We start from the raw sequence: 13,573 nt of genomic DNA on the forward strand, positions 1-13,573 counted from the left end.
CGTTGCGATGAGCAAGAAACGCCGCGGTTGTCCGCGGCGTTTTTTTTAGCGCGTGAGAATGGGCAGACGAAACGCGCATGAGGGCCCGCGCGTCGACACGCGCATGCGAAAATCGCGCCGCGCGAAACGCGAGAAGGACGAAGGCGCGGCGAAACGATTGCTTACGGGTTTTCGTGCTGCACTGCACACAGCCTTGGCGCACCTGCATAGGGCGCGGAATTTATAATGACGGACAGTGTCTGAGAGCATTGCAGCGGTTTGCCGCGGCATCACACAACTAGAGGAGGTGCGCGTGTCCTTCACGCTGCATGGAATTCCCGTGTCACGCGGTATCGCCATCGGGCGGGCTTATCTGATCGCCCCGGCTGCACTTGACGTAGACCACTATCTGATCGAACCCGCCCAGATCGAGAGCGAGATCGAGCGCTTTCGCACGGCCCAGCAACACGTGCATTACGAGCTTGAAACGCTGCGTGCCGATCTCGCCGCGGACGCACCCAGTGAAATGGGCGCGTTCATCAACGTTCATTCAATGATCCTGAACGATGCAATGCTCGTGCAGGAAACCTTCGACCTGATCCGCACTCGCCGCTACAACGTGGAGTGGGCGCTGACCGAACAGCTCGAGCGCCTGTCGCGCCATTTCGACGATATCGAAGACGAGTACCTGCGCGAGCGCAAAGCCGACATCGAACAGGTGGTGGAGCGCGTGCTGAAGGCGCTCGCCGGGGCGTCGGTGGCGCTGGCCGACGGTGTGCACGGCGCATGCGACGAAATGATTGTGGTCGCGCACGACATCGCACCGGCCGACATGATGCAATTCAAGACCCAGACGTTTCAGGGTTTCGTCACGGACCTTGGCGGCCGCACTTCGCACACGGCGATCGTCGCGCGCAGCCTGGGCATTCCGGCGGCGGTCGGCGTGCAGCACGCGAGCGCGCTGATTCGCCAGGACGACCTGATTATTGTCGACGGCGATCATGGCATTGTGATCGTCGACCCCGCGCCGATCGTGCTGGAAGAGTATTCGTATCGGCAGAGTGAGAAAGCGCTCGAGCAGCGTAAGCTGCAGCGGCTGAAGTTTTCGCCCACGCAGACGCTGTGCGGCACCCGCATCGAACTGTGCGCGAACATCGAGTTGCCGGACGACGCGCGCGCCGCGATCGACGCGGGTGCGACGGGCGTCGGCCTGTTCCGCACCGAGTTCCTGTTCATGAATCATAAGGACCGCCTGCCGGAAGAGGAGGAGCAGTTCGGCGCGTACCGTCGCGCGGTCGAACTGATGAACGGACTGCCGGTCACCATCCGCACGATCGACGTGGGCGCCGACAAGCCGCTCGATTCGATGAGCGGGGGCGACGGTTACGAAACCGCCGCGAACCCGGCCTTGGGGCTGAGAGCGATTCGCTGGAGCCTTTCCGAGCCGCAGATGTTCCTCACGCAATTGCGCGCAATTCTGCGCGCGTCGGCGTTCGGCTCGGTGAAGATTCTGATTCCGATGCTCGCGCACGCGCAGGAAATCGACCAGACGCTCGATCTGATCCGCGAAGCCAAGCGTCAGCTCGACGACGCGGGTATGGCCTACGATCCGAACGTGCAGGTCGGCGCGATGATCGAGATTCCGGCCGCCGCTATCGCTTTGCCGCTGTTTCTGAAGCGGCTCGATTTTCTGTCGATCGGTACCAACGATCTGATCCAGTACACGCTTGCGATCGATCGCGCGGACAACTCGGTCGCGCATCTGTATGACCCGCTGCATCCGGCGGTGCTGCATCTGATTGCGTTCACGCTGCGCGAAGCGAAGCGGGCGGGCGTGCCGGTCTCGGTGTGCGGTGAGATGGCGGGCGATCCGACGATGACGCGTCTGTTGCTCGGCATGGGCCTCACCGAGTTTTCGATGCATCCGAGCCAGTTGCTGGTGGTGAAGCAGGAAGTGCTGCGCTCGCATCTGAAGACGCTGGAGAAGCCGGTGGCCGATGTGCTGGCTTCGTTCGAACCGGAAGAAGTGCAGGCTGCGCTGAAGCGCGTGATGCTGGCCTGAGTCGCCGCGTTCGCTTCATCATCAGGTGAAGAAACGCCGCCCATGGGGCGGCGTTTCTATTTCGGGGCGCAGTTGACGAGACTGGCGTCAGGTGAGGTGCGTCTGCCCGCACACCGGGCAATCCGGTTGGCGCGCGATGCGCATGGTGGTCCACTCCATCCGCAGCGAATCGAGCATCATCAGGCGGCCGAGCAAGGGCGTGCCGATTGCGCCGATCACCTTGAGCGCTTCGGCGGCCTGCATCGAACCCACGATGCCGACCGTCGGCGCGAACACGCCCATGGTCGAACAGGCGACTTCCTCGAACGGCTGGTCTTCGGGAAACACGCAGGCGTAGCAAGGCGACGCTTCATCGCGGAAATCAAAGGTGCTGATCTGGCCGTCGAAGCGCAGCGCCGCACCCGACACCAGCGGCACGCCGTGCTTTACGCAGGCGCGGTTGATCGCATGGCGCGTGGCAAAGTTATCGGTGCAATCGAGCACGACGCTCGCGCTTGGCACGTGCGTGTCGAGCCACGCGTCGTCGACGCGCTCGGCCACCGCGTTCACCACGACCTCGGGATTGATCCGCGCGATCGCGTCGCGCCCGGACTCGACCTTCTTGTGTCCAACCGATGCTGTCACGTGCAGGATTTGCCGCTGCAGATTGGTCAGGTCGACCGTATCGGCATCGACTAGCGTCAAACGGCCGACGCCGGCCGCCGCCAGATACATCGCCGCGGGCGAACCTAGGCCGCCCGCACCGACGACGATCGCATGCGCGTCGAGAAAGCGCTGCTGCGCCTCGATACCGATTTCATCGACGAGGATGTGACGGGAATAGCGAAGGAGTTGATCGTCGTTCATGGCGGGGCGCGTGTAGGTATCGCGCGATGTGAAGCAGGACCGATGGCCTGCCGTGCGCGTGTGGATATTTTAATCGCGCCGTGAGCGGGTGTTCTTGCTGATGCTGGGTATGACAGCGTGTCTTCGCAGCATGTTTCGCTGCGAAGACACGTCAGGCTTGCTGCTTAGTTGCTTTGCGAAGCAGGCGCCGATGCACCCGGCACCGGTTGAGTCGGCTTCACCGCGACCGGCGCGGACGCCGACGCGGCTGGCTTGTTTTGAGCGAGACGGCGCTCGGTCAGCGACTTCGATTCCTGCACCGGCTTGCCTTCCAGCTTGTTCAGAGCCTGTTGCAGCATGAAGTCGTCCGCCGAACCGAATTCCACCGGCTTGCGCTCACGATCCTTCTGACGCTGTTCCGGCGTCTTCTTATCGTTCTGCTCTTCAAGCTGCCGCAACTGGTCCATGCGTTCCTGTTCGCGCTGTTCCGCTTCCTTCTTCTCGTTCGGGTCTTGCGTGTTCGCAAGGTGATTCGTGTAGTCGACTTCGCGGGTGACGAGTGCGTCGTCCGGATCGCCTTCCGCGTATTGATCGACCGCGATGTCAGGACGGATGCCCTTGTTCTGGATCGACCGGCCGCTCGGCGTGTAGTAGTACGCCGTGGTCAGACGCAGTGCCGTGTCCGCCGTCATGGGACGCACGGTCTGCACCGAACCCTTGCCGAAGGTGGTCTTGCCGACGATCAGCGCACGATGCTGATCCTGCAGCGCGCCCGCGACGATTTCCGACGCCGACGCGGAGTACGCGTTGGTCAGCACGATCATCGGCACGGTCTTGAAGATCGGCGCTTCGTCCTTCAGCGGATCGCTGTCGAAGGATTGCAGGCGGTAGTTGTCGTAAGTGTCGCGATAGACCTGCTTCGAATCCGGAATCTGGCCGTTGGTGGAGACCACAACCGAGTTCGGCGGCAGGAACGCGCCGGCCACGCCGACCGCGCTTTGCAGCAGGCCGCCGCCGTTATTGCGCAGGTCGAGCACGAGGCCCTTCAGATTCGGCTGCTGACGCGCGATGTCTTGCAGCTTGGCGGCGAGATCAGGCGTGGTGCGTTCCTGGAAGCTGGTGATCCGCACATAGGCGTAGCCCGGCGCGAGGATCTTCATCTTGACCGATTGGACCTTGATGATCGCGCGCGTAACCGTGAGCGGGAACGTGCGGTCGTCGGTCTTGCGGAAGATGGTGAGCGTGACCTTGGTGCCCGGGTCGCCGCGCATCTGCTTGACCGCCTGGTCGAGCGTCATGCCGCGCACGGGTTTGTCGTTGATACGCGTGATCAGGTCGCCCGGACGAATGCCGGCGCGGAACGCGGGAGTGTCCTCGATCGGCGAAATCACCTTGATCAGACCGTCTTCAGATGAAATTTCGATGCCGAGGCCGGCGAAGCGACCCTTGGTCTGCTCCTGCAGTTCCTCGTAATCGGTCTTGTCGAGATACGACGAGTGCGGATCGAGGCTCGACACCATGCCCTTGATGGCGGCGGTGAGAAGCTTTTTATCGTCGACCGGTTCGACGTATTCGTGCTTGATTTGCCCGAAGACTTCGGCAAAGAGCCTGAGCTGGTCCAGCGGCAGCGGAGCCACAGCGTTCGACGCTGCGCTGGCGGGTTGCTGGGCTGAAGCCGAGAGTTGCAGGGTGGCAAATACGCCGGTAGCAAGGCCCGCGGCAATCAGGCCGATATTTTTCAGGTTCTTTCGCATAGAGTCTGTTGCGGTCGGAAGCGCGTGGCAGCGTCGATAGAGATGGGGACGGACAAGTATAACTGCACACCCGCCAAGTCAGGGCGCGGCGCAGGCAATCGTGATTCGACAGCACGCGGCGAGCCTGGTTCGTTGGATTGCGCGCACAGCGACGAAGTAATGTGCCGTAACGGACGGATGGCGGCCAGAACGGCGCGCGCGAATGAAGCGAGCCGCGCTGACCGGTACGTCCTGCCGGTCAGCGCGGCCCGTGGGCCGACATGGCGCCGCATTTCTGACGGCAGCATGGCGGCAACATGGCAGATCAGCCAGCCTTGCCTTGCTTGGCAACGGCGGCCTGTGCCTTGGCGATCGCTTCCTGGTCGCCCAGATAGTAGTGCTTGATGGGCTTCAGGTCTTCGTCGAGTTCATAGACGAGCGGCACGCCGTTCGGAATGTTCAGGCCGACGATGTCGTCGTCCGAGATATTGTCCAGGTACTTCACCAGCGCGCGGATCGAGTTGCCGTGGGCGGCGATCACGACCTTGCGGCCCGATTTGATGGCCGGCGCGATCGATTCGTTCCACAGGGGCAGAACGCGCGCGACCGTGTCTTTCAGGCACTCGGTGAGCGGCAGTTGCTCGCGCGGCACCTTGGCGTAACGCGGATCGTTATAGGGCGCGCGGTCGTCCGTCGGCTCCAGCGCCGGCGGCGGCGTGTCGTAGCTGCGGCGCCAGACCAGCACTTGTTCGTCGCCGAATTTGGCGGCGGTTTCCGCCTTGTTCAGACCTGACAACGCGCCGTAGTGGCGTTCGTTCAGACGCCACGAATGGACCACCGGCAGGTACATCAGATCCATTTTGTCCTGCACGTGCCACAAGGTGCGGATTGCCCGCTTGAGTACCGACGTGTAGGCGATGTCGAACGTGTAGCCCGATTCCTTCAGCAGCACGCCGGCTTGCTGGGCTTCGTTGTTGCCCTGCTCGGTGAGGTCGACGTCGACCCAGCCCGTGAAGCGGTTTTCCTTGTTCCACGTCGATTCGCCGTGGCGGATGAGAACGAGTTTGTACATGAGATTGCCGGTCGGTAGTGAGGAAGCGGTAAAGCGCTGCGCGGGGTCCTCTGATGGAGCGCCGCCATCGCGTCAGACGGTTATTTTATAATGGCTGGATTGCCCTTTTCGATTTCTCTCTTTTTCGGCGGATTTTCCGTGAAGTTTTTCACTGATTACACAAACCTTGTACTGATCGCGATCGTCCTCATCTCCGGTGGGTTGCTGCTGTGGCCGACGATCAGCCGGCGCGGCCGCGGTGGCCTGTCGGCCGCTGAAGCCACGCAACTGATCAACCGGCGCAATGCGGCGGTCATCGATCTGCGTCCGTCCGCCGACTACGCCAAAGGGCATTTGCCCGCGGCACGGCACCTTGAATTTGCAGAGTTGCAGGCGAAGGTCGCGCAACTCGTGAAGAACAAGAGCAACCCGGTGCTGCTGGTATGCCAGACCGGCCAGCAGTCGAACAAGGCAGCGCGTATCGTGCAGGATGCAGGTTACGCGGAAGTCCATGTTCTCGAAGGCGGTGTCGACGCCTGGCAGAAAGCCGGTATGCCGGTTGTGAAACAAGGAGCAGCCAAGTGAACAAAGTGATCATGTACAGCACCCAGGTGTGCCCGTATTGCCAGATGGCCGAACGTCTTTTAAAGTCGCGCGGCGTCGAGCACGTTGAAAAGGTACTGATCGACAAAGACCCGGCCCGCCGTGAGGAAATGATGACCCGGACCGGTCGCCGCACGGTGCCGCAAGTGTTCATCGGCGAGACGCATGTGGGCGGGTACGATGACCTCTCCGCGCTCGATCGCGCGGGCGGTTTGATGCCGCTGCTCGAAGCAACCGCCTGAATTCGCGCGCCCACGGGCGCATGAACGCGGGTGAACCACAAGCCGGCGCTTCGCCCCCTCAGAGCGGGCGAAGCGCCGCAACGATCTGGCGGCCCATGCAGGCATGGGCCGCCGCCATGCATACCTATCAGGGAATCACTTCATCATGTCCGACGAGAATAACCAGCCGTTCTTCAATATCCAGCGCATCTATCTGAAGGACATGTCGCTCGAGCAGCCGAATTCGCCGGGCATCTTCCTCGAGCAGGAAATGCCCTCGGTCGAAGTCGAAGTCGACGTGAAGGCCGAGCGCCTCGCCGACACCGTGTTCGAAATCCTCGTCACGGGCACGGTCACGGCCAAGGTGTCGGACAAGGTGGCGTTCCTGATCGAAGCCAAGCAAGCCGGCATTTTCGACATCCGCAACATCCCGGCTGAGCAGATCGACCCGCTGGTCGGCATTGCCTGCCCGACCATCCTGTTCCCGTACCTGCGCTCGAACATCGCCGACGCGATCACCCGCGCCGGTTTCCCGCCGATCCACCTCGCCGAGATCAACTTCCAGGCGCTGTACGAGCAACGTCTCGCGCAGATGGGTGGCCAGGACGGCGCGGCGCAGAACGGCGTCACGCACTAAAGTGCCGCAGGCAGTGCCGGCTATGAAGGTTGCTGTCCTCGGCGCCGGCGCATGGGGCACAGCCCTCGCCGGCCATCTGGCCGTCAGGCACGACACGCTGTTGTGGGCGCGCGAGCCCGCGCTGGTTGCCGATCTCTCCGCTTCGCACGAAAACGCCCGCTATCTGGCGGGCGTTGCTTTGCCAGCTTCGCTTCGCTATGAAGCCGACCTCGCCGCAGCGCTCGACCACGCGCTTGCCGACAACGCGTTATGCGTCGTGGCCACGCCCGTGGCCGGACTGCGCGGTCTGTTTCGGGCGATGCGCGACGCGGGCAAAGTGCCGGCGCATGTGGTGTGGTTGTGCAAAGGTTTCGAAGCCGATTCGCAGTTGATGCCGCATCAGGTGGTCGCGGCCGAGTTGCCGGAACACAAGAGCAACGGTGTGCTCTCGGGTCCGAGCTTCGCGCGCGAAGTCGGGCAGGGCTTGCCGGTTGCGCTGACGATCGCGAGCGCGTCGGCGGCGTGCCGCGAGCGCACGGTCGCCGCGTTTCATCATGGCGCCATGCGCATCTATACCGGCGACGACGTCGTCGGCGTGGAAGTGGGCGGTGCGGTGAAAAACGTGCTCGCCATCGCAACGGGCATCGCCGACGGCCTCGGCCTCGGTCTGAATGCACGCGCGGCGCTGATCACGCGCGGTCTCGCCGAAATGTCGCGCCTCGGCGTGACGCTTGGCGGACGAGCGGAAACGTTCACCGGTTTGACCGGCCTGGGCGATCTGATCCTGACCGCAACCGGCGATCTGTCGCGCAATCGCACGGTCGGTGTGCAGCTCGCCGCGGGCCGCACGCTCGACGATATTCTCGGCGCCCTCGGTCATGTGGCCGAAGGCGTGCGTTGCGCGCAAGCGGTGCTCGCGATCGCTCGCGCGCACGCCATCGAGATGCCGATCACACAAGCGGTCTGCGCCGTGCTATTCGACGGCGTGGCGCCGCGCGACGCCGTCAGCGCCCTGCTGCGGCGCGACTCCAAAGCTGAATAAGCCTTTCTTTCAGCCGTTTGGCGCGTCAAGCGCTGAACGGCTGCCCCCTCTCGCTGTCCACGTTTTATCGACGCTTCGGATCAGCGAGGTCCTCATGCTCAGATTCAATCGTTGCACGCTGGAAGCCCGCGTAGTCGACATCACCACGCTCGCCGTGGATGCGATCGTCAACGCCGCGAACACGTCGTTGTTGGGCGGAGGCGGCGTGGACGGCGCGATTCATCGCGCGGCCGGCAAGGAGTTGGTGCGCGAGTGCGAGACGCTCGGCGGCTGCGCGACCGGCGACGCAAAGCTGACCGCCGGCTATCGTTTGCCGGCCAAACACGTGATTCACGCAGTCGGCCCGGTCTGGCGCGGCGGAGCGCACGGCGAGGCCGACTTGCTGGCCTCCTGCTATCAGCGCTCGCTCGAGGTGGCGCGCGAGGCGCAGTGCAAAAGCATTGCGTTTCCTGCGATCAGTTGCGGCATTTACCACTTTCCCGCTGATGAGGCTGTGCGTATCGCGGTCGGCACGGTGCTGGACACGTTGCCGCGCACGCCGCAAATCGAACAGCTGGTGTTCGCCTGTTTCGACGGCGCCATGTTCGCGCGCTACGAAGCCGAATTGAAACGCCGTCAGGCGCCGCCTTCGAAACCGGTCTGACGCCACGCTTCGAACACCACGATTGCAACGGTATTCGACAGATTCAGGCTGCGGTTGCCCGGACGCATCGGCAGGCGCACGCGTTGCTGGTTGGCGAACTGGTCGAGCACCGAGTCGGGCAGGCCGCGCGTTTCGGCGCCGAACACGAACCAGTCGCCGGATTGAAACGCGTGCTCGTGAAAGCGGCCCGAGCCGCGGGTGGTGAAGGCGAACATGCGTGCCGGATCCGGCGACTCCTTGGCGACGAACGCCGCCCAATCGGCATGCACGTTCATTTGCGCGTACTCGTGATAGTCGAGGCCTGCGCGGCGCAACTTGGCGTCGTCGAGCGGAAAGCCGAGCGGCTCGATCAGATGCAGCCGTGCGCCAGTGTTGGCGCACAGGCGGATCACGTTGCCGGTGTTCGGCGGAATTTCCGGTTCGACGAGGACGACATTGAACATGGTGAGCTCAGGTGGAGACTAGTTTTTCGGTGTGCGCAGCGCAACGAAGTTGGTGACCCGCCGCGCACCCGCCGCCTTCAGCGCGCGCGCTAAGGCTTCGAGCGTGGCGCCGGTCGTCATCACATCGTCGACGATGCCGACGTGCAAGCCTCGAACGGACCCGGCGACCTTGAAGGCGCGACCTACATTCAGACGGCGCGCATCGAGATCGAGTCGCGACTGCGGCGCGGTGTGAATCACGCGATCCAGCAGGGTTGCGTCGCTGCGTAATTTCAGCGCGCGGGCCAGCGGCCTGGCGATCTGCCAGGCCTGGTTATAGCCGCGCTCGGTGAGTCGTTTTCCGGCAAGCGGCACAGGCGCGATCACGTCCGGCCACTCGACGCAGTCCTGCCAGGAATCCTGTGCAAGACGCGCGAGCCGCTGCGCGAACTCGCGCGCGAGCATCAGGCGAGCGCGAAATTTCAGGCCGACTGCGAGCATGTCGAGCGGCGCCCGATAGTCGGCAAGGGCAAAGGTCGCGTCGAACGGCGGCGGCTCGCCGATGCAATCCGCGCAGCGATATTGGCTATGCGCCGCCCAGCGCGAACTGGACAGCGGCACCGCGCAGACGGTGCAGCGCATGCGGCTTTCGTTCCAGTAGGCCGCGTCGCAACCGGCGCATAGCGTCGTATGCGACAAATTGCCGCATAACGCACAAAGATTAGGCAACGCGGCGTGCACCACACGCGGCCAGGCCGAATGCAAGCCGCTCGCGAAACGCGCGAATCTGCCGCCGGAAAATAATGAAATGGGTCGGAATGGCACGGTGGGACCGCCCGCGAAGGCCTTTCACGCTGAATGGAAAGAAGCGAGCGAGTATACTTCCTGCTCCACGCCAGCACGACACCCATGTCTCCAACTTCCGCTCAAACAGGCCGTCCGGCCTATGATTCCCGGCGCCTCCGGCGGATCTTCGACCGTCGCGCCGCGACTTTCGACGACGTCGCGTTCCTGCCGCGCGAGATTGCGCAACGTATGCGCGAGCGTCTCGACTTCATCAAGGTCACGCCAGCGAGCGTGCTCGACGCCGGCTGCGGCGCGGGCGAAGACATTCCCGCTCTGCGCGAGCGCTTTCCCGAAGCGCCGGTGTTCGGCTCCGATCTGTCTTACGGCATGCTCACGCGCGCGCTGCAACACGATTCCGGCGACGCGAGCTGGCGGCGCTTTCTGCCGGCATCGCTCGGCAAGGCGCTCGGCGCCCGCGGTCCGCGCTTCGCGCAAGCCGACTTTTCGGCGCTGCCGTTCGCGGCCGACGCTTTCGAATTCGTGTGGTCCAATCTGGCGCTCCACTGGCACTCGCGGCCCGATCTCGTGTTTCCCGAGTGGCAGCGTGTGCTGAAAGTCAACGGCCTGCTGATGTTCAGCACGCTTGGCCCCGACTCGCTCAAGGAATTGCGCGGCGCCTACGCCGAAGTCGAGGCCGCGCACGGCGTCGCTTCGCGCAAGCATGTGATCGACTTCGTCGACATGCACGATCTCGGCGACATGTTGGTCGAAAGCGGCTTCGAGATTCCCGTGATGGATCAGGAAGTCCTCACGATTACCTATAAGTCGCCGCAGTCCCTCCTCGCCGATGTGCGCCGCTGGGGTGCCTATCCGTTCGAGCGCGAAGCGTCGTCGGGCGCCGCCGCGCGCCGGCTGCACAAGGCTTTGCTCGCGGCCCTCGAAGCCCGCCGGCGCGCCGACGGCACGATCGCGCTGACCTTCGAAGTCATCTACGGACATGCATGGAAAGCCGTGCCGCGCACCACGGCAGAAGGTCACGGCATCGTGCGAATCGAGGACATCGGAAGAGGTTCGTCGAGGAATCGGTGAGGATTCGCCGAGGCGGTAAAGCCGACATCTGTTATGTCTGAAATTACCGCTTCAAAAGACGCGCAAAAGGTGCGTCAAAACGGCGCGGAGGCTTGTCGCGCCTGGCTTGTGGGCCAATTGAGGCTTGCTTGTGGATGCTATGGATCACGCCTATAATGCGTCAGTTTGTCGCCCGGAGTTCCCACATTTGGGGCGAAAGGCCCGAGGCACAGGGCAGCAAGATAAGATAGCGCGGCGGTGATCGAACGGCCGGAATGATGGTCGCGAAGATTGACCGCTGGCGGCGATTGGAGACAATCGGCGGGAGGCAGCGATGGAAGCATCAGATCTGCTGGCGGATTCAGAACCGGTTCTGAAAGACTGGACGATGAAACGCAACTGTTCGATATCGCCGCGGCAGTTCGTGTATTTCTACGTGTCGCTTGCGTTGTTCTCGTTGGCAATTGCTTTCATGCTGGTTCTGGTCGGCGCCTGGCTGGTGTTGCCGTTCACCGGTATCGAATTGCTGGCGGTGGGCATCGCGTTTGCCATATATGCGCGTCATGCTGTGGATTACGAGCGCATCCGGTTGTTTCAGAACCGGCTCGTCATCGAGCAGGTCAGCGCCGAGCAGCTCACGCAGTTCGAGTTCAATCCGCGCTGGGTGCGGATCGAGGCGGGCGCAACACCGCGTGACCGGATCAAACTGGTCTCGCGCGGGCAGACGATCATGATCGGGCAACATCTCGCGCAGTATCGGCGCGCGCAGTTCGCAGGCGAACTGCGCATGTGGCTCACGCGTTGTTAGGCGTGTAAAGCCGCACGGCGTTCACGGGGAGCGCGAGGCAACCTGCCAGCGGGGTCGAGGGTTTGAATGGAAAATTTGGGTAAGGAAGCTATGAAAACAATCAAGCGAGCCCTCATGGGCGTGCTGGCGATGAGCGGACTGCTTTTCGCCGGTGCGGCCCTGGCAGTGGGCGATGTTCCGGGCGGCCCTGCCGTCAACGAGATCAATCTCCAGCCGCCGGCGACCAAGATCGCTGAGGAGCTCTTCAGCCTCCACATGTTCATGCTGGTTCTTTGCCTGGTCATCTTCGTCGGCGTGTTCGGCGTGATGTTCTATTCGATCTTTGCTCACCGCAAATCGAAAGGCCACAAAGCTTCCAACTTCCACGAAAGCACTACCGTCGAAATCATCTGGACGATCGTGCCGTTCATCATCGTCGTGCTGATGGCGTTGCCCGCCACCAAGACGGTGGTCGCGATGAAAGACACCACGAACGCCGACGTCACCATCAAGGTCACCGGCTACCAGTGGAAATGGGGCTACGACTACGTGAAGGGCCCGGGCGAGGGCATCAACTTCCTGTCCACGCTGGCCACGCCGCGTGCGGAAACGGATGGCCGCGAGCCGATTTCCACCACGTATTTGCAGGAAGTCGACAATCCGCTGGTCGTCCCGGTCGACAAGAAAATCCGCATCATCACCACGGCGAACGACGTGGTCCACTCCTGGTACGTGCCGGCTTTCGGCGTGAAGCAGGACGCGATTCCGGGCTTCGTGCGCGACACGTGGTTCAAGGCTGACAAGGTCGGCACGTTCCGCGGCTTCTGTACCGAGCTGTGCGGCAAGGAACACGCGTTCATGCCGGTGGTGGTCGAAGTACTGTCCGCCGACGACTACGCGAAGTGGGTCGACACGCAGAAGAAGAAAATGGCCGCCGGCCAGGACGATCCGAATAAAACCTACACGATGGCCGAGCTGATGGAGCGCGGCGGCAAGGTCTACGCAGCGAACTGCGCGGTCTGCCACCAGCCGACCGGCAAGGGCGCGGGTGCATTCCCGGCGCTCGACGGCAGCAAGATCGCCAACGGCGCAATCGCCGAACACGTCAGCCTGGTGCTGAAGGGCAAGAATGCGATGCCGTCGTGGGCGCCTACGCTGAACGACGTCGAGATCGCTTCGGTGGTCACGTACGAACGTAACTCGTGGGGCAACCACACCGGCGATATTCTCCAGCCGAAGCAAGTGGCCGACGCCCGCAACGGCAAGCTGCCGGAAGGCGGCAATCACCTGGCCGACGCAGGCGCGGCCGCGAGCGGTGCGGCGGCGGCATCCGGCGCCTCGGGCGCGGAAGCGGCAACAGCGTCGGCGCCGGCAGCAGCCGGTTCGGACAGCGCGGCGCCGCAAGCGGCACTGCCGGCCAGCATCTACTTCGACACCGGCAAGAGCACGCTGCCGGCCGACGCGAAAGCGGCAGTCGACGCAGCCGCAGCCTACGCAAAAGCACATCCGGACGCCAAATTCGCGCTGTCGGGCTTCACCGACGCCACCGGTTCCGGCGACCTCAACGCGAAGCTCGCGAAGAGCCGCGCCGAAGCCGTGCGCGACGCGTTGAAAGCAGCCGGCATCGCCGAAGACCATATCATTTTGAAAAAGCCGGAAACGATCACGGGCGGCAGCGACGCGAAAGAAGCCCGGCGCGTTCAGATTAGTCCGGCTGCCTGACGTGTTCATGGTC

At 63.2% G+C, this 13,573-nt stretch carries 14 protein-coding genes; 9 read left to right on the plus strand and 5 right to left on the minus strand.

All coding sequences use genetic code 11. The features are described from left to right. The first annotated feature begins 292 nt into the window (after positions 1–292). Positions 293–2,041 carry a phosphoenolpyruvate--protein phosphotransferase gene (gene ptsP, locus BPHYT_RS02575; RefSeq protein WP_012431597.1) on the plus strand — a complete coding sequence of 583 codons (1,749 nt, stop codon included), beginning with the start codon at positions 293–295 and terminating at the stop codon, positions 2,039–2,041. A gap of 87 nt (positions 2,042–2,128) precedes the next feature. Here the strand turns inward: ptsP and BPHYT_RS02580 are convergent, their stop codons facing one another. From BPHYT_RS02580 to gpmA, 3 genes are all read right to left on the minus strand, one after another. Further along, positions 2,129–2,887, minus strand: coding sequence for a HesA/MoeB/ThiF family protein (locus BPHYT_RS02580; protein ID WP_012431598.1), 759 nt, complete (start codon positions 2,885–2,887; stop codon positions 2,129–2,131). Between the two features lie 164 nt (positions 2,888–3,051). Then, positions 3,052–4,620, minus strand: coding sequence for a S41 family peptidase (locus tag BPHYT_RS02585; RefSeq protein ID WP_012431599.1), 1,569 nt, complete (start codon positions 4,618–4,620; stop codon positions 3,052–3,054). A gap of 304 nt (positions 4,621–4,924) precedes the next feature. Continuing rightward, complete coding sequence (gene gpmA, locus BPHYT_RS02590; protein ID WP_012431600.1) at positions 4,925–5,671, minus strand: 2,3-diphosphoglycerate-dependent phosphoglycerate mutase; 747 nt, start codon at positions 5,669–5,671, stop codon at positions 4,925–4,927. A gap of 138 nt (positions 5,672–5,809) precedes the next feature. Here gpmA and BPHYT_RS02595 point away from each other — a divergent pair, with 138 nt between their 5' ends. The 5 genes from BPHYT_RS02595 (at position 5,810) to BPHYT_RS02615 (ending at position 8,775) form a co-directional block, all read left to right on the plus strand. After that, positions 5,810–6,235, plus strand: coding sequence for a rhodanese-like domain-containing protein (locus tag BPHYT_RS02595; RefSeq protein WP_012431601.1), 426 nt, complete (start codon positions 5,810–5,812; stop codon positions 6,233–6,235). After that, positions 6,232–6,495, plus strand: a complete 264-nt coding sequence (gene grxC, locus BPHYT_RS02600; RefSeq protein WP_007179466.1) for a glutaredoxin 3 — start codon at positions 6,232–6,234, stop codon at positions 6,493–6,495. The genes BPHYT_RS02595 and grxC overlap by 4 nt, the downstream gene beginning before the upstream one ends. 145 nt (positions 6,496–6,640) lie before the next feature. After that, on the plus strand, positions 6,641–7,111 hold the full coding sequence (gene secB, locus BPHYT_RS02605; protein WP_007179465.1) for a protein-export chaperone SecB: 471 nt from the start codon (positions 6,641–6,643) through the stop codon (positions 7,109–7,111). Between the two features lie 22 nt (positions 7,112–7,133). Then, the gene (locus tag BPHYT_RS02610; protein WP_012431602.1) at positions 7,134–8,132 is read left to right on the plus strand and encodes an NAD(P)H-dependent glycerol-3-phosphate dehydrogenase; all 999 of its coding nucleotides are present in this window, start codon (positions 7,134–7,136) and stop codon (positions 8,130–8,132) included. Between the two features lie 94 nt (positions 8,133–8,226). Beyond that, positions 8,227–8,775 (plus strand): O-acetyl-ADP-ribose deacetylase, encoded by a 549-nt coding sequence (locus BPHYT_RS02615; protein WP_012431603.1) that lies wholly within the window; start codon positions 8,227–8,229, stop codon positions 8,773–8,775. On the opposite strand, the gene trmL is transcribed toward BPHYT_RS02615, so the two are convergent. Together trmL and BPHYT_RS02625 are read right to left on the minus strand one after the other, a co-directional pair. After that, a complete protein-coding gene (gene trmL / locus BPHYT_RS02620; RefSeq protein WP_012431604.1) occupies positions 8,748–9,218 on the minus strand; it encodes a tRNA (uridine(34)/cytosine(34)/5-carboxymethylaminomethyluridine(34)-2'-O)-methyltransferase TrmL in 471 nt (156 codons plus the stop codon). The genes BPHYT_RS02615 and trmL overlap by 28 nt on opposite strands. 18 nt (positions 9,219–9,236) lie before the next feature. Next, a complete protein-coding gene (locus BPHYT_RS02625; RefSeq protein ID WP_012431605.1) occupies positions 9,237–10,022 on the minus strand; it encodes a ComF family protein in 786 nt (261 codons plus the stop codon). Between the two features lie 84 nt (positions 10,023–10,106). Here BPHYT_RS02625 and BPHYT_RS02630 point away from each other — a divergent pair, with 84 nt between their 5' ends. The 3 genes from BPHYT_RS02630 (at position 10,107) to coxB (ending at position 13,560) form a co-directional block, all read left to right on the plus strand. Continuing rightward, a complete protein-coding gene (locus BPHYT_RS02630) occupies positions 10,107–11,072 on the plus strand; it encodes a methyltransferase domain-containing protein (RefSeq protein WP_012431606.1) in 966 nt (321 codons plus the stop codon). 313 nt (positions 11,073–11,385) lie between these two features. Beyond that, on the plus strand, positions 11,386–11,859 hold the full coding sequence (locus tag BPHYT_RS02635; RefSeq protein WP_012431607.1) for a DUF2244 domain-containing protein: 474 nt from the start codon (positions 11,386–11,388) through the stop codon (positions 11,857–11,859). 66 nt (positions 11,860–11,925) lie between these two features. Further along, complete coding sequence (coxB, locus tag BPHYT_RS02640; RefSeq protein ID WP_012431608.1) at positions 11,926–13,560, plus strand: cytochrome c oxidase subunit II; 1,635 nt, start codon at positions 11,926–11,928, stop codon at positions 13,558–13,560. The last annotated feature ends 13 nt before the right edge of the window (positions 13,561–13,573 follow it).

Source organism: Paraburkholderia phytofirmans PsJN, assembly GCF_000020125.1.
GTDB lineage: Bacteria > Pseudomonadota > Gammaproteobacteria > Burkholderiales > Burkholderiaceae > Paraburkholderia > Paraburkholderia phytofirmans.